Origin of the sequence: Gordonia namibiensis NBRC 108229, assembly GCF_000298235.1 — a bacterium.
GTDB lineage: Bacteria > Actinomycetota > Actinomycetes > Mycobacteriales > Mycobacteriaceae > Gordonia > Gordonia namibiensis.
The window spans coordinates 15878-33356 of record NZ_BAHE01000015.1 but is presented as its reverse complement, the minus strand read 5'-3'; the positions used below and the strand labels follow the sequence as shown (position 1 = coordinate 33356).

15 protein-coding genes and 1 pseudogene are annotated in these 17479 nt (G+C 67.3%); 11 read left to right on the top strand and 5 right to left on the bottom strand.

All coding sequences use genetic code 11. The annotated features are described in order from the left end of the window. Positions 1 to 87 precede the first annotated feature (87 nt). A complete protein-coding gene (gluQRS, locus tag GONAM_RS09460; RefSeq protein ID WP_006866529.1) occupies positions 88 to 1005 on the top strand; it encodes a tRNA glutamyl-Q(34) synthetase GluQRS in 918 nt (305 codons plus the stop codon). A gap of 3 nt (positions 1006 to 1008) precedes the next feature. On the opposite strand, the gene GONAM_RS09455 is transcribed toward gluQRS, so the two are convergent. The 3 genes from GONAM_RS09455 to tgt all read right to left on the bottom strand — a co-directional run bounded on the left by GONAM_RS09455 (position 1009) and on the right by tgt (position 4979). Beyond that, positions 1009 to 2019: a hemolysin family protein gene (locus GONAM_RS09455; RefSeq protein WP_006866528.1), complete on the bottom strand. Its 1011-nt coding sequence runs from the start codon at positions 2017 to 2019 to the stop codon at positions 1009 to 1011. Further along, a complete protein-coding gene (locus GONAM_RS09450) occupies positions 2012 to 3436 on the bottom strand; it encodes a hemolysin family protein (RefSeq protein ID WP_006866527.1) in 1425 nt (474 codons plus the stop codon). Before GONAM_RS09450 ends, GONAM_RS09455 begins: the two co-directional genes overlap by 8 nt. A 286-nt stretch (positions 3437 to 3722) precedes the next feature. Continuing rightward, positions 3723 to 4979 carry a tRNA guanosine(34) transglycosylase Tgt gene (gene tgt, locus GONAM_RS09445; protein ID WP_006866526.1) on the bottom strand — a complete coding sequence of 419 codons (1257 nt, stop codon included), beginning with the start codon at positions 4977 to 4979 and terminating at the stop codon, positions 3723 to 3725. A gap of 116 nt (positions 4980 to 5095) precedes the next feature. Here tgt and GONAM_RS09440 point away from each other — a divergent pair, with 116 nt between their 5' ends. Together GONAM_RS09440 and GONAM_RS09435 are read left to right on the top strand one after the other, a co-directional pair. After that, positions 5096 to 5605: a hypothetical protein gene (locus GONAM_RS09440; RefSeq protein WP_083876404.1), complete on the top strand. Its 510-nt coding sequence runs from the start codon at positions 5096 to 5098 to the stop codon at positions 5603 to 5605. A gap of 118 nt (positions 5606 to 5723) precedes the next feature. Further along, positions 5724 to 6451 (top strand): annotated as a pseudogene (locus GONAM_RS09435) (MerR family transcriptional regulator). Between the two features lie 23 nt (positions 6452 to 6474). On the opposite strand, the gene GONAM_RS09430 reads toward GONAM_RS09435, so the two are convergent. Then, on the bottom strand, positions 6475 to 7290 hold the full coding sequence (locus GONAM_RS09430) for a tyrosine-protein phosphatase (protein WP_006866522.1): 816 nt from the start codon (positions 7288 to 7290) through the stop codon (positions 6475 to 6477). Between the two features lie 435 nt (positions 7291 to 7725). Here GONAM_RS09430 and GONAM_RS22640 point away from each other — a divergent pair, with 435 nt between their 5' ends. The 6 genes from GONAM_RS22640 (at position 7726) to GONAM_RS09405 (ending at position 14076) form a co-directional block, all read left to right on the top strand. Then, positions 7726 to 7863 (top strand): hypothetical protein, encoded by a 138-nt coding sequence (locus GONAM_RS22640; protein WP_157159147.1) that lies wholly within the window; start codon positions 7726 to 7728, stop codon positions 7861 to 7863. Positions 7864 to 7973: 110 nt separating this feature from the next. After that, positions 7974 to 8705, top strand: coding sequence for an ATP-binding cassette domain-containing protein (locus GONAM_RS09425; RefSeq protein ID WP_006866521.1), 732 nt, complete (start codon positions 7974 to 7976; stop codon positions 8703 to 8705). Between the two features lie 4 nt (positions 8706 to 8709). After that, the gene (locus GONAM_RS09420) at positions 8710 to 10674 is read left to right on the top strand and encodes a YhgE/Pip domain-containing protein (protein WP_006866520.1); all 1965 of its coding nucleotides are present in this window, start codon (positions 8710 to 8712) and stop codon (positions 10672 to 10674) included. A 112-nt stretch (positions 10675 to 10786) separates the two neighbouring features. Further along, positions 10787 to 12196, top strand: coding sequence for a glutamate decarboxylase (gene gad, locus GONAM_RS09415; RefSeq protein ID WP_006866519.1), 1410 nt, complete (start codon positions 10787 to 10789; stop codon positions 12194 to 12196). 94 nt (positions 12197 to 12290) lie between these two features. Further along, complete coding sequence (locus GONAM_RS09410) at positions 12291 to 12965, top strand: hypothetical protein (RefSeq protein ID WP_006866518.1); 675 nt, start codon at positions 12291 to 12293, stop codon at positions 12963 to 12965. Positions 12966 to 13023: 58 nt separating this feature from the next. Then, positions 13024 to 14076 (top strand): helix-turn-helix domain-containing protein, encoded by a 1053-nt coding sequence (locus tag GONAM_RS09405; RefSeq protein WP_006866517.1) that lies wholly within the window; start codon positions 13024 to 13026, stop codon positions 14074 to 14076. 19 nt (positions 14077 to 14095) lie between these two features. Here the strand turns inward: GONAM_RS09405 and GONAM_RS09400 are convergent, their stop codons facing one another. Further along, entirely contained in the window at positions 14096 to 15409 is a 1314-nt protein-coding gene (locus tag GONAM_RS09400) for a UDP-N-acetylmuramoyl-tripeptide--D-alanyl-D-alanine ligase (protein ID WP_006866516.1), read from the bottom strand. Positions 15410 to 15767: 358 nt separating this feature from the next. Between GONAM_RS09400 and GONAM_RS09395 the strand changes: the two genes are divergently transcribed. After that, on the top strand, positions 15768 to 16844 hold the full coding sequence (locus GONAM_RS09395; protein ID WP_006866515.1) for a D-alanine--D-alanine ligase family protein: 1077 nt from the start codon (positions 15768 to 15770) through the stop codon (positions 16842 to 16844). A 71-nt stretch (positions 16845 to 16915) separates the two neighbouring features. Further along, positions 16916 to 17326, top strand: coding sequence for a hypothetical protein (locus GONAM_RS09390; RefSeq protein ID WP_006866514.1), 411 nt, complete (start codon positions 16916 to 16918; stop codon positions 17324 to 17326). Positions 17327 to 17479 lie beyond the last annotated feature (153 nt).

The following is a 17479-nucleotide window of genomic DNA, read 5'->3' as shown; positions in this document are numbered from 1 at the left end:
TGACCGTCGGGTCTGGCGCTGGGACAGACCGCCGTCGAGCCCGGTTCTCATCGTCGGTCGTCGACACGACGCGGTAACCTCGACGCGATGTCGACACAGCACGCAGCGGGCCGGTATGCGCCGTCCCCGTCGGGCGACCTCCACGTCGGCAACCTGCGGACCGCCATATTGGCCTGGCTCTTCGCCCGCACGACGGGGCGCCGGTTCCTCATCCGCATGGAGGATCTCGACCGCGCGGTCGCCGGCGCCGACGCCCGGCAACTCGCCGACCTCGCCTCACTCGGCATGGACTGGGAGACCCCCGTCGTCTACCAGACCGGGCGACGGGACATCTACCGCGAGATCATCGATCGTCTCCGCGAGGGCGGTCGGACCTTCGAATGCTTCTGCACGCGACGCGAGATCCTCGAGGCCCCGTCCGCTCCCCATGCACCGCAGGGCGCCTACCCCGGCACCTGCCGGAACCTCACCGACGCCGAGCGCGCCGAGAAGATCGCCGCCGGCCGACCGCCCGCGATCCGCATCCGGGCCGATACCACCGAGTTCACCGTGACCGACCTGCTCCACGGAACCTTCACCGGGATGGTCGACGACTTCGTCATCCAGCGCAACGACGGCACCCCCGCCTACAACCTGGCCGTCGTCGTCGACGACGCCGCGCAGGGAGTCGATCAGGTCGTGCGCGGCGACGACCTGCTGTCGTCGGCTCCCCGCCAGGCCTACCTCGCCACGTTGCTCGGCGAGACCCCGCCGACCTACGCCCATGTGCCGATGGTGCTCAACACCGACGGCGTCCGGCTCTCCAAGCGCGACGGGGCGGTGACCCTCGCCGACCTCGCAGCAGGCGGTGTTCCGGCCGGCACCGTCCTCTCGCACATCGCTCGCTCGCTGGGCCTCGCAGGTCCCGGCGAAACCGTCGATCTCCACACGCTCGCAAGCCGTTTCGACCCCGATGCCCTCCCCCGCGAACCCTGGCTGCTGGGGCCCACGGAGTGGTCGTCCTGACGGTTAGGCGGTCGTCGCCAGCAACCTCTGCAGCAGGTCGTTGAGCGTGATCAGCCCGATGGCCCGGCCGGAGTCGGTGACCAGCGCGAGGTGGGCGCGGCGTTCACGCATGGCGGCGAGCGCCTCGTAGACCGGTTGCCCGGATTCGATCCGCAGCACCGGGCGCATGAGATCGGCGGCTGTGGCACCCGGCTCCGCGCGCAGGCTGTCGCGCACGTGCACGACGCCGTGCACCGGTCCCCGGTCGGCGTCGCGCACCAGCAGCCGGAGGTGTCCCGAAATCCGTCCGGCCGTCTGGATCTCGTCGGCACTCGCGGTCGGCAGCACCGCGCCCAACGTGTCACTGGGCGTGACGACGTCGCCGAGCGTCAGCGATTCGAGTTCGAGTGCGCTGGTCAGATGCGCGTGATAGCGCTCGTCGAGTGTCCCGACCGTCGCCGAGTGCTCGACCAGGTGACGCAGCGCGTCGCTGTCCTGTCCGGTGGCCACCTGGTCCACCGGTTCGACGCCGACGCGGCGCAGACACCAGTTGGCCAGATGGTTGAGCTGAACGATGATCGGTCGCGTGAGCCACATGAAGGCTCGCATCGGCAGGGCCAGCACGATCGCCGACCGCTCCGGGTGGGCGATCGCCCACGACTTCGGGGCCATCTCACCGACCACCAGGTGCAGGAACGTCACGATGATGAGCGCCAGCACGAAGCCGACGATGTCCGCAGACCAGTACGGCAGGCCCCAGGTCTCGAACAGCGGCGTGAGCCAGTGGTGGACAGCAGGTTTCGTGATCGAACCGAGCGCGAGCGTGCAGACGGTGATGCCGAGCTGCGAACCCGCGAGCAGCACGGACAACTCCGATGCGCTGCGCAGGGCGGCGCGGGCACTGCTACTCGTCGCGGCCTCGTCCTCCAGCCGGTGGCGTCGGGCCGCGATCAACGCGAACTCGACGGCGACGAAGAAGGCACTCGCCGCGATCAACGCGACGGTGATCACCCCGACGACCCACGGGTTATCCATTGTCGGCCTCCCGTCCGGCGTCCGAAGCCGTTGCGTCGGTGCTCACTTCGGTCCCGAGTGACATCGACACCAGAGCCGGCACATGCTTGTCCACCTCGAGCACCTCGACGTGCACCACGCGGGGTGGCGCCTCGTCGTCGTCGAGGAGCGAGGCCGGATCGGGATCGATCGTGATCTCGACGGTCTCCCCGACCTCGGGCAGCCCCACGAACTCGGCGATAACCAGCCCGGCGATCGTCTCGTAATCGCCTTCGGGCAGTTCCCATCCGATCGCGCGGGACACCTCGTCGACGTGGGCGTCGCCGCGGACGCGCCAGCCGTCGGCGGTCTTCTCGATCGCCGCGGCGGTCTCCGGGTCGTGTTCGTCGTCGATCTCGCCTACCAGTTCCTCGGCAATGTCCTCGGCGGTCACGACGCCGGCGAAACCGCCGTACTCGTCGATGACGATGGCCATCTCCTCATGTGCGGCGGCGAGGTTCTCCAGGACCTCCGGCAACGGCAGGGTCGACGGCACCACGACGGCGCGGCGGCAGAGATCACCCGCAGTGGCCGTCGGAACGGCCTTCGAGGGTTCCTTTTTCAGTGCGTACGACCATTCGAGGAGGTCGGGGAGATGGACGACGCCGAGCACCTCGTCGTCGTCACCGGCGACCGGGTACCGGGTGTGCCCGGTGCTCATCAGCGCGAGCACCTCGAACGCGGGCAGCGACGCATCGACCTGATCGGTGTGCGGACGCGGGATCATCGCGTGTTCGGCTGTGCGCGTGGGGAATTCCAGCACGCGGTCGAGCAGCACCGACAGGTCCTCGGGCAGTTCACCGGCGTCGCGGGACTCGGCGACGATGTGTTCGAGGTCGCGGACCGAGGCCGAGTGCTCGACGTCGTGGACCGGCTCGATACGCAGGGCGCGCAGCAACAGGTTCGATGCCTTGTCGAACAGCGCGATCAGCCAGCCGAAGACGGCCAGATAGATGGTGGTCGACCGGGCGAGCCACAGCGCGACCGGTTCAGGTCGGGCGATCGCGAGGTTCTTGGGGAACAGCTCTCCGAAGACCATCTGCACCACGGTGGAGAACAGGATCGCGATGATCGTGCCGATCACGACACCGACACCCACGGGGATGCCGACGTTGCCCAGCAGGTCACCGACGCCCGAACCGATCAGCGGTTCGGCGACGTAACCGACGAGCAGGCCGGTGACGGTGATGCCGAGCTGAGCCCCGGACAGCATGAACGAGGTGCGCCGGGTGACGGAGAGTGCGCGCTTGGCGGCAGCGTCACCGGATTCGGCACGCGCCTTCAGACGGGACCGGTCGACCGCCATGAAGCCGAATTCCTGGGCGACGAAGTAGCCGGTGACGGCGGTGATCGCGAGGACCACCAGAATTCCCAGGAAGATTCCGAGAACGGTCAGCATGTCGCCATCCGATCAGCGTCGACGCCTGGGACGCCGGGAAGGATCTCGCAGTGGGCTGCGGGTCCGGACTGCGGGTCAGGGTCCGGTTCGGAACAGGGTGCGGACGGGTGTCGTCGGCGTTTTCGGCGCTTTGCGCGTCTCATCGTCTCTCTCGCTGGTACTCGAATACCCCTACAGGGTGCCGAGTGTTCGGGGGTGTTCGCAACCTCGTTGCGATGCGCTCACAACGAATCGCCGATCCGCACGGTTCCGGCACGTGACCCACCGCACGCCGGTCGCCGACTCGTCAGTCCCGCGTCGAACCGTAGTAGCGCCGCAGGAACTCGTCGCGGTACTCGATGTACGTGCCGTTCTCGATCGCCTGTCGGGCGCGGTCGACGAGCGTGACGATGAACGACACGTTGTGCAGGGTCGCCAGCGTCGGGCCGAGACCCTCCTTCGCCTTGAACAGGTGATGCAGGTAGGCGCGGCTGTACTGCGAGGTGTAGTTCTCGATCTCGGGATCGAGCTGCCGGAAGTCGTTGCGGTACTTCGCATTCGTGATGTTGTATCGACCGTCGAGCGAGTAGATCGCACCGTTGCGGGCGACGCGCGTCGGCGATACGCAGTCGAAGGTGTCCACACCGTTCTCGATGGCGGTGAAGATGTCGTCGGGTTCGCTGATGCCCAGCAGGTGCTTGGGCGCGTCCTCGGGCAGTTCGTCGTTGACCCAGCCGACGATGGTGCCCAGGTTGTGCTTCTCGAGCGCGCCGCCGATGCCGTAACCGCCAAAGCCCTTGCCGCCGGCCTCGCGATCGGCCTCGCTCAGCGCGACGAGATCGCGGGACGCCTTGCGCCGCAGATCCTCGTACTGGGCACCCTGGATCACACCCCACAACGCTTGCTGGGGCCGATGTGCACGCTCGACGCTCAGCCGGTTGTGCTCGGCCAGGCACCGGATTGCCCACAGCCGGGTACGCTCCAGCGAATTCTCCTGGTACGCACGGGTGTTCATCAACGTGGTGAGCTCGTCGAAGGCGAAGATGATGTCGGCACCGAGCTGGTGCTGGATCTGCATCGACACCTCGGGGGTGAAGCGATGCGCCGAACCGTCGAGGTGCGACTTGAAGGTCACCCCGTCGTCGTCGACTCGCGAGAGACGTTCCTTGCCCTCGGCGATGAGCGAGTCGTCGGGGCTGACCTCCATCGCGATGACCTTCTTGAAGCCGGCGCCGAGCGACATGACCTGGAATCCGCCGCTGTCGGTGTAGGTCGGGCCCGACCAGTTCATGAAGGCACCGAGCCCGCCGGCCTGATCGATGATCTCGGGGCCCGGCTGCAGGTACAGGTGGTACGCGTTCGCGAGGACGGCCTGCGCACCCAACTCGGCCACCGACTCGGGCAGGACGGTCTTCACCGTCGCCTTGGTACCCACCGGCACGAAGGCGGGGGTCTGGATCGCGCCGTGCGGGGTGTTGATCACCCCGGTGCGGCCGCGGGTGCCGGGCAGGGTGGTGCCGACGGTGTAGGCGGGGTCGGCGACTTCGGTTCCGGTACTGCTCACCGGTGCATCCTCCCAGGTCGGTGGCCTCCACCCAAACCGACGACGCCGCCGTCGGCCCCGTCTGCGCCCTCGACGACCTATCGCTCCGGCGTTCCGGCATTCGATACGGTGGGACCATGTCGTGCAGAACGCGCCGCGCCATCGCCTCCGGGGCCAGGGTCGCCACCACCGCACTCGGCCTGTCGTTGGCCCTGTTCACACTGTCCGCGTGCGGTTCGGAACAGGATGTCACCGACACCTCCGCGAGCGCCGGGAACGGCGCTGTCGCTTCGGCGGAGCAACCCGCCGACGCCCCGTCGACCTCCGCACCCGTCGTCCCGGGTCGCAAGCCCGCGTCGGCCCGCGCCGACTCGGTCACATCGGCGGCCGACGCGGACGAGTCGACCCAGGCCGGCCCCGGCACCACCTGCGGCAGCATCCCCGGCCCTGACGGCGCGCTGCGTGTCCTGATCCTGGCCGGCGACGTCGACTGCGACAAGGCGAAGTCGATCGCCGACGAGTACGGCCCCAAGATCGTCACCGGCACGCAGCAGTCGGTGAGCGGCTGGACCTGTGGGCCGTCGGCACTACAGGGCGTGCTCGCCGCCTGCCAGAAGGACACGACGGTCATCGGTTTCGCTCCCTGACCCCAACTCGCTTGACCCTCACGCGACGTCAGACCCCAAGGTTGCTCATGTGAGTGAAGAGAAGCACCACCCGCTCCGCACTCCTGCGTCGGACCTGACCGTTGGCGTCGTCGCGGGGATGGTCGGGGTCAGTGTCCGCACACTGCACCACTACGACCAGATCGGTCTGGTGACGCCGTCGCGCCGCACGCCTGCGGGATACCGCGTCTACGACGACGCCGACGTCGCACGGCTCTACCGTGTCCTCACCTTCGCGAGCTGGGCTTTTCACTCGGGCGGATAGCGACCCTGCTCGACGATCCCGATGCCGACGAACTGCATCAACTCCGCGCGCAGCACGAGCTGCTCACCGACCGGATCGATCACTTGCACCGGATGGTCGCAGCGGTGGAGGAGATGATGATGTCGAAGAAGCAGGGGATCCAGCTGTCCGCGGCCGAGCAACGCGAGATCTTCGGCGACGACTGGCGCGGCGAGGAGTACGCGGCGGAGGCCGAGGAACGGTGGGGCGAGACCGACGCGTGGCAGGAGAGCCGCAAGCGCGTCGCCCGGTTCTCGAAGGAGGACTGGCGGCAGATCAAGGCCGGCGCCGATGGCCTCGAACGGCGCCTCGCCGACGCGATGCTCCGCGGACTCACACCTGGTTCCGCCGAAGCCGATGCTCTCGCCGAGGAGCACCGCGCACAGATCGGCCGGTTCTATGACTGCACCCACGAGATGCACGTCGGGCTCGCCGACATGTACGTCGCCGACCCGCGTTTCACCGCGCACTATGACGAACAGGCGCCCGGGCTCGCCGTCTATCTGCGCGAGGTCATCCGGGCCAACGCCGAGAAACACCTCTGATCACGATGCCGCCCGGCCTCCGCTCATTCGTCCAGGTAGCGCTTCCGAAGTAGCTCCGGCACAGCGGGATCCAGTCCCAGGCCGTCGCGGAAGTAGCCCTCGATGTCGCCGAACTGCGCGGTCATCTCCTCGAAAGCCCCCTCGAGGTAGTTCCGCTGGACGCCGAGGATCGGCTTCAACACCTCGGGGTCGCCGCCGGCCGCCTGGAACGCGGCGAAGACCGGATGCAGTGCCGGGATGAGCTCGTCGTTGGTGAGGAGGTAGTCCTCGAACACCTCGTCCCGGCCGACGCCGAGCACCGTGAGGAAGGTTGCGGCCGCCCAACCGGTCCGGTCCTTGCCGGTCGTGCAGTGGAACAGTGCCGCACCGGGTTGTGCCGGCTCCGCGAGTGCACTGAACAGGCGGTGGTAGGCGGCATGGGCACTGGGAAGGCTCAGGATCTGTCGATAGGTGCCCTCCATCAGCTCCGCCGCCTTGCCTCCCCCGAGTGCCTCACTCGCCGCAGCGACCGCGGCCGGATCGGCGACCACCTCGTTGAGGCGTGCCGGGATGGCGGTCGACGAGTCGGCCAGCACGTCCAGGGGCACCTCCTCGACACCGGGCAGGGCCGGGTCCGGCGCGGCCGAACGCTCGGCGGCCGTACGGAGGTCATAGACGGCCGTGATGCCCAATGCGTCGAACTTGGTGAGGTCGTCACCGGCCAGCCGGTGAAGCTCCGTGGACCGGAAGACCAGACCCGACCGCACCCGGCGTCCGTCGGCGGTCGTCCACCCGCCGAGGTCTCGCAGGTTCGGAACGGTGGAAAGGGGTACGGCGTGCGCATCGGTGAGGTCGGTCATGAAAGAGATTCTGACAGCCCCATCCGATCGGTTCTCGGCGACGAATGGAAGCAGCAGACAATGCGTGCCACCGTTAACCGCCGGACGGCCTTCCGGAGGATTCTCGAGTCGTATCGACGCCTGATGTTATCGCCGAGTTCGGGGCTACCCGCCGGTAACCGCATTTTCGTGCCATTTTGGCCGATTCCCCCGAACGGACTATTTCGTTCCCCCAGAAAGAGGAGCCGAAACCCACGAGATGTGCGACTCTGGTCACATCATGAGGAATGGCGCCGATCACTACAAAACGCGCTGCTCGTAGGAGGTAGGACACCACCAGAATCAAATCCCGGCGACCGTTACAGGGTGTCGGGGTAGTTTTTGTGCCACGTTCCGCCGCGTCGACCTGCACGTTCGCGTTGAAATGCCCGATATGCGTGGGCTAAGTTCCCATGTATGTCCAGCAAAGTGACTGTTCACGGTCGCATACTCAGTACGAAATTCCGGGTATTCGCCGACACGTCGCTGGAACTGGCCGACGGCGCGGACTCGCTCGTCCAGGGTGTCTCCGCGCGGATCTTCTCGAACCTCTGAGTTAACCCCCAGCCTGCCGTACTGCTTCCCGGCGGTACGGCAGGCAAGTCGGTTATGCCGACGCGACAACAGAAAGTTGGACGATGTGGTCTTCGGATCGGGCGGCAGCGATGCGTGACGCCCCGGAGCCTGGCGGCACCCCCTCTGACGCGACCCTGATCGAAGCCCACGGACTCTCCGTGGATGCCTCCTGGGGCCACATCTACGGCCCGGTCGATTTCCAGATCCGGTCCGGCGGGGTCACCGTCCTCGCCGGACCGGAAGGTCGAGGCCGCACCGCACTGCTCCTCACTCTCGCAGGTCGCATGAAGCCGACCAAGGGTGAACTCGTCGCCTTCGACCGGTCGAACGACGCCCACCATCTGTTCAAGAACGCCGCCGTCGCATGGATCGACGAGGTCGACGAGATCGAGCAGACCATCCGGGTCAGCGACGTCATCACCGAGCAGATCCGGTGGTCGGCGCCTTGGTACAAGTGGGTCACGCCCGCACGCGAGGAAGACCTCGAACGCATCTGTCGGCCCGTCTTCGGGCCCTATCCCCTGCCCGCGATGGAATCGTTCGTCGAGGAGCTCCCCGAGCTGACCGCCGCGCTCTTCCGGATCGCCGTGGGCAACCTGCGGCGCCCGCCGCTGCTGGTCGTCGGCGGGGTGGACAACCTGACCCGTCGCGAGAACCAGGTCCATCTCATGGACCGGCTGGTCGACCTGGGCCGCGCCCAGACGGTGATCACCGCCGACATCAACGCCGTGTCCCCGGCCGGCGGCGTCCGCGACGTCATCCCCGTCGACAACCTCACAGATGGCCAGTTCGTCGGCCTCGAGCACGAAGATCGGACGTAGGAACATGTTTGCCGCATTCTCGCCGGGCAGCGACATCAAGCGTTACTACCGGGGCCGGATGCCCCGGCTGGCGCTCGTGGTCATCATGCTCATGCCGCTCCTCTACGGCGCGATGTACCTGTGGGCGTTCTGGAATCCGTTCGCCGCCGCCGACAAGATCCCGGTCGCACTCGTCAACGAGGACACCGGCGCGGTCGTCGAGGGGCAGAAGCTAGACGCCGGCTCCCAGGTGGCCGCCGGACTGATCGAGTCCAAGCAGCTCGACCTGCACGAGGTCTCCGCCGCCGAGGCCGCTGACGGCGTCGCGCACGGCAAGTACTACTTCTCGATCACGCTGCCCGCCGACTTCAGCAAGGCGATCGCCTCACCCACGAGCGACCACCCGCGCTCGGCACCGCTGGTGTTCACCTACAATGACGCCAACAACTACCTGGCGACGATCATCGGCCAGGACGCCGCCCAGCAGGTCGTCAACAAGGTCAGCGCGCAGGTGGGTGCCCAGACCTTCGAGATCGTCCTCAACGAGGTCGGCGATCTCACGCCCAAGCTGACCGAGGCTGCCGACGGTGCCAACGAACTGGCAGCAGGTCTCAAGTCCGCCAACACGGGCGCTCAGGAGATCGCCACCAACCTCGTGACCGCGAAGAACGGTGCCGCCGAACTCGCGGGCGGTCTCGGTGAACTCGACTCCGCGCTGATCCGCGCGACCGACCCGCTGCTCGCGGCGATCGGTAACGGCGACCAGACCGGCATCACCGCCGCCGAGGTGAACGCGGCCGCAGATCGCCTGGCCCGCAACGCCGGCGCGGCATCGAACGAACTCAGCACCGCCGCGAACCAGCAGTCCCGGGCAAGTCAGGGCCTGGAGTCGGTCATCAACCAGCTCAGCGCGTCCACGGATCCCGCGATGCGCGGTCTCGCCGAGGCCCTCAATCCGGCGCGACAGTTCTTGCGTACCAACGGCCTCGGCCCCGACGCGAACAATCAGCTCACGCAGCTGAACAATGACGCCGCCCTGCTCTCCCAGCAGCTCGGCAACCCGAGCAGCCCCCTCCGGCTCGGCCTCACCCTGGTCGAGGACGGCGGACTGCGCAACGACATCCTCGCTGCTCGCGGCGCCGCCAACGAACTGAAGAGCGGATCGGCCGAACTCAGCACCGGTCTCGGTGAGCTGAGTGCCGGCGCCGACGAACTCGCCAGCGGCACGGAGAAACTCGCCGCCGGTTCGAATGAGCTCGCATCGGGCCTCGACGAGGGCGTCAAGGCCATTCCCTCCTGGACCAACAAGGAGAAGACGGAGATCGCCAAGACGTTGGCACAACCCGTCGCACTGCAAGAGGACTACACACACGAGGCCCCGACCTTCGGTACCGGCTTCGCACCGTTCTTCATGTCCCTGGCACTGTTCGTCGGCGGCATCATCACCTGGATGTTGTTGACGCCGTTGCAGTCCCGCCCGATCGTCCAGGGCTTCTCGTCGCTGCGCGTCGTATTGGCCTCGTACGCACCCGCTTTCGCCATCGGCTTCATCCAGGCGACCGTCCTGTACACGGTGGTCACCTTCGCGGTCGGGTTGCGTGCCGAGTACCCGATAGCCACGTTCCTGTACCTGTTGCTCGTGGTCGCGACCTTCATGGCGATGATCCAGATGTTCAACGCGGTCTTCGACGTCGCGGTCGGACGTGTTGTGACACTGGCATTCCTGATGGTCCAGCTGGTCTCTGCGGGTGGTATCTATCCCGTGCCGACCACGGCCACGCCGTTCCAGTACATCCACTACGTGGACCCGATGACCTACACGGTGGAGGGCCTCCGACAACTCACGGTCGGCGGCATCGACTACCGACTATGGCTTGCCATCGGCGTCCTCAGCGGAATCACGCTGGGCTGCCTGGCCATCTCGTCGTGGGCCGCCCGCCGAAACCGCCAGTACACGATGGACCGTTTGTATCCGCCGGTGGAAGTCTAGGGAGGTCGAGACAGGCAAGCCCCCGTGACTGTCGTCTACCTCGAGTAGATCGCTTCAACCGCCCCCATTTCCGGTATTGAGCGCCTTAGCATCTGAACACCAGGAGGAATACATGACACCCAAGTCGAACTCGCAAGCCCGCACCACAACCAACATCGGTGACAACCTGAACCTGCGCACCGTCTTCACCCGTCCGGGCGAGGCCACCGATCTGCCCAAGTTCTCGATGGCCGACGACATGCTGCTGCCCGAGACCGCTTACCAGATCGTGCACGACGAGGCGATGCTCGACGGCAACGCTCGACTGAACCTCGCGACCTTCGTGTCGACCTGGATGGACGACGAGGCGAAGAAGCTCTACGCCGAGACCGTCGACAAGAACATGATCGACAAGGACGAGTACCCGCAGACGGCCGCCATCGAGGACCGCTGCTGGAAGATCCTCGCCGACCTGTGGCACAACCCGAACGTCGAGAACGCCATCGGCACCTCGACCATCGGTTCGTCGGAGGCCTGCATGCTCGGCGGCCTGGCCCTCAAGCGTCACTGGCAGGCCCGCCGCAAGGCCGAAGGCAAGTCCACCGAGACCCCGAACCTGGTGCTGTCCACCGCCGTTCAGGTCTGCTGGGAGAAGTTCTGCAACTACTTCGAGGTCGAGCCCCGCTGGGTGCCGATCAGCCCCGAGCACATGGTCCTCGACGGCCATGAGCTCGAGAAGTATGTCGACGAGAACACCATCGGCGTCGTCGCCATCATGGGCCAGACCTACACCGGCATGTACGAGCCGGTGAAGCAGATCGCCGCCAAGCTCGACGAGATCCAGGCGAACACCGGCCTCGACGTGAAGATCCACGTCGACGGCGCATCGGGTGCGATGATCGCTCCGTTCTGCCAGCCCGACCTCGAGTGGGACTTCCGCGTCGACCGCGTCTCCTCGATCAACACCTCGGGTCACAAGTTCGGCCTCGTGTACCCGGGTGTCGGCTGGATCGTCTGGCGCGACACCGAGGCCCTGCCGGAGAGCATGGTCTTCCACTGCAGCTACCTCGGTGGCGACATGCCCACCCTGGCACTGAACTTCTCGCGCCCCGGCGCCCAGGTGCTGCTGCAGTACTACCAGTTCCTGCGCCTCGGTCGTGAGGGCTACCGCCAGGTCCAGCAGGGTTCGCTCGACGTCGCGCAGTGGCTGTCGTCGGAGATCGCCAAGATCGACGCCTTCGAACTCGTCAGCAAGGGCGACACCATCCCGGTCTTCGCCTGGCGCCTGAAGTCGGGTCACACCGACAACTGGAACCTCTACGACCTGTCGGATCGCCTGCGCATGAAGGGCTGGCTGGTCCCGGCCTACCCGATGGCCGACGACCTCGCCGACCTGACCGTGCAGCGCATCGTCGTCCGCGCAGGCCTGAGCCACGACCTCGCTCGTGCACTCATCGCCGACATCCAGACCGAGGTCGACTTCCTCGATCGTCTCGAGGGCCCCATGCCGGTCGAGGGCGAGCGCTCGCACTTCCACCACTGATCGCGTAGGTCTTCCGCGACCCCCCGACGTGTCCCCGGCCTGGCATCCCCTTCCAGGCCGGGGACGCATCGTCGCATACACAGACAGGTAGACAATGAGTATTGCCGCGTCAGCCCCCAGGCGCAGCACGTTCTTCATCCCGACCCTGAACAAACAGTGTTGGGGCTTCATGATCGGGTCCGCACTCTTCGCGTTGAGTGCGGCGCCGGGCTTCGGCAGCTGGGCCGGAGCTTCGGCCGTCAATCTGTGCTGCTTCATCGGTGCGTGGTTCTTCACCGCCGCCGGGCTGATCCAGCTGATCCTGAGTGGCCCCGTGACGACCAAGGTCGACTACGGCAGCGGCATCATGGTGCGCGCCGACTGGCTCGCGGCGTCGACCCAGTCGCTGGGCACGATCCTGTTCAACGTGAGCACCACCGCGGCACTCACCGCGCATTCGATTCCCTCCCAACGGGACCTCGTCTGGTCGCCCGACGCCGGCGGATCGATCCTCTTCCTCGTCAGCGGCTTCCTGGCCGTTCGCGGCTACCGACACGCACACAAGTTCTTCGATCCGGGTTCGATCGGCTGGTGGTCGGTGCAGATCAACCTCCTCGGATGTATCGCCTTCGGCGTCGCCGCGGTGGGCGCCTACGTGTCCAAGGCCGGAGTCACGGTCGACACGGCGATGGCCAACTGGGGCACCTTCATCGGCGCGATCTGCTTCTTCCTGGCATCCCTCGTGGTCCTCCCGGCCTGGAACCGGAACTCCTCGGGTGAGTCCGCATGACCGGACCACGCACACCACAGAACCCCGGCGAGGGCGCTCCGGCACCGGGGAGCCGGGGATGACCGAGCTGTTCCGGGACGATGTCCCGCCGGCAGCCCTGCCGCCGAAGGTGATCGAGACGTGGGAGCGCCGAGTCGGCGTGCACCGCAGCAACATCCAGGCCGAACCCATCCGACTCACCGGACCCGACGGCATGCGCCACTTCGGACAGCACGTCGAGGTGCAGACCGACGACCCCGGTTCATTCGACGCGCTGATGTTCGCACGTCAGCTCTCGATGATCGGCACGTTCTGCAGCCTGCACACCCCACTCCAGCTCTCGCGCAACCCGCGCCTCATCGAGCAACAACCCTCCGAGGACCTGGTCATCGGGGTGCACACCCTGGAGGGCAGGCACATCATCCGCCAGGGGTCACGCGACTTCGCCTATGGCCCCGGGCAACTCGCCTTCGTCAGCAACGCATCGCCCTATCTCGAGCGGACCTTCGAGATCAACGACCCTGCGGGCCTGGTGATCCCGCTGGAACTCCTCGGAAACCAGCGCAGGGTCGCAGAGCAGGCCCGACGACCGGTCGCCTCCCACACCCTGCTGGCGCGGGCCACCGCGTCGTTCATCCTGCAGTTCGCGTCCGACACCGCGGTCGGCGTGACCGAACCCGACCCGGACACGGAGATGGCCGCCATCGAATTGGTTCGCGCTGCGCTCGGACAGCTCGACTACGACAACCGACAGATCACCGACAACGCCCTGTTCGTGCGGGAGGCGGTCTCCGACCTCATCGAGCGTCACCATCGCGACCCGTCGTTCACCCCGAACGCGATCGCCCGCTACCTGCACATCAGCCGCCGTCAGCTGTACCGGCACTTCGAGGACACCGAGGACTCGTTGGCCGCACGCATCGCCGACCGCAGACTCAAGACCGCCTGCGAACTCCTCCGGACGCGTCCGGACATGGCGGTCTCCGAGGTGGCGAGGGTCTCCGGTTTCCCGTCGAGTCCCACGATGCGCAACCGATTCCGGGCCGAACTCGGAATCGGACCGAGCGAGTATCGTGCCCGGGCGGCCGCCGAGGCCGACGCCGTGGAGGACTGGGGATCACCGACCTCGTGACGCCCGGCTGAGGCCGAACTCAGCTCAGCAGAGCCTGTGCCACCCGCTCCAGCGCGGCAACGCGACTTCCCTTCACCAGCACCGCATCTCCTCCGGCGAGGTCGCCGAGCGCGGCAACCGCCTCGTCGACGCCGGAGGTGTGGCGCGCGGTGTCGCCGTAGTTCGGTTCGTCGACCGCGATGACCTCGATGCCGAGCTCGTGCGCCTCGAGCGCGATCGCGTGGTGCTGGGCCGGGGAATCCGATCCGAGTTCCGCCATGGTGCCGAGAACGGCAACCCGCCGCCCGGCCGGCAGCGCGGCAAGCGACTTCAGAGCCGCCGACATCGACGTCGGGTTCGCGTTGTAGGCATCGTTGAGCACGATCGTGCCGTCCGCGGTCTTGGCGAGTTCCATTCGCAGACCGGACAATTCGGCGGCCGACATGCCGTTCGCGATGTCCTCGACGGACACTCCGAGACCGCCGCCGGCCGCGGCGGCCGCGAGCGCGTTGGGCACCTGATGCTCCCCTCGCGCGCCGAGTCGCACGTCGGTCGAACCCCACGGCGTGTGCAGCCGGAAGGATGCTCGCAGCTCGTCGTCGACGACGATGTCCGACGCGTACACGTCGGCATCCGGCGACAGGCCGTACCGCAGCACCCGCGCCGAGGTGCGATCCGCCATCGCCGCGACGTAACGGTGGTCGGCGTTGAGGACGGCGATCCCGTCGGCCGGGAGAGACTCGACCAGCTCCCCCTTCGCGCGGGCCACCGATTCAATGTCCCCGAACAACTCGAGGTGGACGCCTTCGACGCGCGTGATCACACCGACGGTCGGGCTCGCGATGGAGCACAGCAGGTCGATGTGGCCGATCCCCCGTGCACCCATCTCGAGGACCACGGCCTCGACGTCGTCGGCTGCACCGGCCAGGGTCAGCGGGAGGCCCAGTTCGTTGTTGAAGGACTTCTCGCTCGCCGCGGTGCGGTAGGTGGTCTGCAGGACGCCGGCGAGGAGATCCTTGGTGGAGGTCTTGCCGACCGAGCCGGTGATGCCGACGACGCGGTCGGGGATGCGGCGGCGGACCGCGCGACCGAGGTCGGCGAGGGCGAGGGCGGTGTCGGCGACGCGGATGGCAGTGCCGCGTGCGACCTCGTCGCGGGAGGTGAAGAAGGCCGCCGCGCCGCCCTCGAGGGCCGACGGGATGAAGTCGTGACCGTCCCGCTCGGCGACGATCGGCACGAACAGCTGCCCCGGCCGGACGTTGCGCGAGTCGATGCTCGCCCCGTCGATCTGCACGTCGGGACCGATCAACTCGCCGCCGACGGACGCTGCGACCTCACTCGCCAAGAAATGCACGACCTCACGCTAGCCGACGGCGGTCGACCGGCTTCCCGAGCCGTCACGGTGCTGACCTCGATACGCGGCGGCCTCACTCCGTTCGGTCGTCGCTACTCGGCCGGCAGAGGGCCATCCCTCGCTGGTTGAGCAGGCGACGAGCGCAGCGAGGAGCCGTGTGCCCTCGCCGGTTGAGCAGGCGACGAGCGCAGCGAGGAGCCGTGTGCCCTCGCTGGTTGAGCAGGCGACGAGCGCAGCGAGGAGCCGTGTGCCCTCGCCGGTTGAGCAGGCGACGAGCGCAGCGAGGAGCCGTGTCGAAACCCACAACCGGCCACTCCACCCCGAGAACTCGGTTGCCGGGGGCCGTATCGTGACATGCATGTCTTCGCGGCTCCTGCGTCTTGTGGTCCTCTATGGCGGGGTCTCCGCCGAACATGATGTGTCACGGGTCACAGCCGCGCACGTTCTCGCCGCCGCTGACCGGGCAAAATACGACCTTGTCCCCATCGGGATCGCCAAGGACGGCACCTGGCTGCGCAACGACAAGGCCATGGCCGCGATCGCCGAAGGCACCCCGCTCCCGGACGTCCTGGAGGTGGCGGGCAGCGTCGTCGACCCGCTGACCGAACTCCGTGGTCACGCCGATGAGGCCATCACCGTCGTGTTGCCGCTGCTGCACGGTCCGCACGGCGAGGACGGCACCATCCAGGGGATGCTCGAGCTGTTCAAGCTGCCGTACGTCGGCGCCGGGGTGCTCTCGTCGGCGCTGTGCATGGACAAGGCGATGGCGAAGATCGTCGCCGCCCAGGCCGGCATCCCGCAGTGCAAATGGGTGGAGTTCCGCGACGGCGTCGACGACCCGGACACCATCGTCTCCCGGGTTGTCGAAGACCTCGGACTACCGGTGTTCGTCAAGCCCGCGAACCTCGGATCGTCGGTCGGCATCTCCAAGGCGCACGACGAGCGCGAGCTGGACGCTGCGATCAACCTGGCCCTGCGCTACGACAACGTGGTGATCATCGAGGAGGCCGTCACCGGCCGCGAGATCGAGGTGGCCGTCCTCGGCGACACGGCACCCGAGACGTCGGTGCCCGGCGAGATCGAACCCGGCAGCGAGTTCTACGACTACGAGGACAAGTACGTCACCGGCGCGGCGAAGCTCGTCATCCCGGCCGCCCTGCCCGACGCCGCGCTCACGGAGGCCAGGGAGCTCGCGGCCCGGACCTTCACGGCGATGCGCTGTACCGGCATGGCCCGGGTGGACTTCTTCTACGAGGCCGACGGTCGCGGGTGGCTGCTCAACGAGGTCAACACCATCCCCGGGTTCACCCCCGGTTCGATGTACCCGAAGCTGTGGGAGGCCACCGGCGTGCCCTACGCCGATCTCATCGATCAGCTCGTCACCTTCGCGCTCGAGGTCCACCGGCGCCGAGTCGGCTTCTCGACCGAGCACTGAACGACCGCGACGTCCGACGCGCGGGCCAAAGTCACCCGAACCGGACGTCGAACGGCGGTAGCATCGCACGCGTGACCCACACCCAGGCTGCCCGGTCGCTGCGCGTGCTGGTCTATTCCGACGATTCCGATACCCGGGCCCAGGTCATCGGCGCGCTCGGTACCCGGCCGTCCCAGGACATCCCGGAGCTCAGCTTCATCGAAGTCGCCACGGCTCCAATGGTGTTCGCCCAGCTCGACGCCGGCGTCGTCGATGCGGTGATCGCCGACGGCGAGGCCTCTCCGGCCGGTGGGATGGGGATCGCCAAGCAGATGAAGGACGAACTGGACCCGAGCCCGCCGGTGCTCGTGCTGCTCGGTCGCGCCGACGACCGCTGGCTCGCCGAATGGTCGCGGGCCGATGCCGTCGCCACACTCCCGGTCGATCCGATCGCCCTCCCGGAGGCCTTCGTCGAGATGGTCGAGAAACGCCGAACTGCCTGAAACGGGTGACTCCCGCGGGACGACCACCTAGGCTTGTGTTGTAGCTCACAACCGCGTCGGGAGGTTCTGACCGAACCCCTGGCACGGGCAGGACAATCGCCGAGCCGGAACCGCCCACCAGGCGTTTCGGCCGCCCGGAGCGAGGAGGAGTCC

What these genes read in the sequence shown, in the direction of transcription:
- gluQRS (WP_006866529.1), top strand. Translation starts at nt 88, where the DNA reads ATGTCGACACAGCACGCAGCGGGCCGGTATGCGCCGTCCCCGTCGGGC.
- GONAM_RS09455 (WP_006866528.1), bottom strand. Translation starts at nt 2,019, where the DNA reads ATGGATAACCCGTGGGTCGTCGGGGTGATCACCGTCGCGTTGATCGCG.
- GONAM_RS09450 (WP_006866527.1), bottom strand. Translation starts at nt 3,436, where the DNA reads ATGCTGACCGTTCTCGGAATCTTCCTGGGAATTCTGGTGGTCCTCGCG.
- GONAM_RS09440 (WP_083876404.1), top strand. Translation starts at nt 5,096, where the DNA reads ATGTCGTGCAGAACGCGCCGCGCCATCGCCTCCGGGGCCAGGGTCGCC.
- GONAM_RS09430 (WP_006866522.1), bottom strand. Translation starts at nt 7,290, where the DNA reads ATGACCGACCTCACCGATGCGCACGCCGTACCCCTTTCCACCGTTCCG.
- GONAM_RS22640 (WP_157159147.1), top strand. Translation starts at nt 7,726, where the DNA reads ATGTCCAGCAAAGTGACTGTTCACGGTCGCATACTCAGTACGAAATTC.
- GONAM_RS09425 (WP_006866521.1), top strand. Translation starts at nt 7,974, where the DNA reads ATGCGTGACGCCCCGGAGCCTGGCGGCACCCCCTCTGACGCGACCCTG.
- GONAM_RS09420 (WP_006866520.1), top strand. Translation starts at nt 8,710, where the DNA reads ATGTTTGCCGCATTCTCGCCGGGCAGCGACATCAAGCGTTACTACCGG.
- gad (WP_006866519.1), top strand. Translation starts at nt 10,787, where the DNA reads ATGACACCCAAGTCGAACTCGCAAGCCCGCACCACAACCAACATCGGT.
- GONAM_RS09410 (WP_006866518.1), top strand. Translation starts at nt 12,291, where the DNA reads ATGAGTATTGCCGCGTCAGCCCCCAGGCGCAGCACGTTCTTCATCCCG.
- GONAM_RS09405 (WP_006866517.1), top strand. Translation starts at nt 13,024, where the DNA reads ATGACCGAGCTGTTCCGGGACGATGTCCCGCCGGCAGCCCTGCCGCCG.
- GONAM_RS09395 (WP_006866515.1), top strand. Translation starts at nt 15,768, where the DNA reads ATGTCTTCGCGGCTCCTGCGTCTTGTGGTCCTCTATGGCGGGGTCTCC.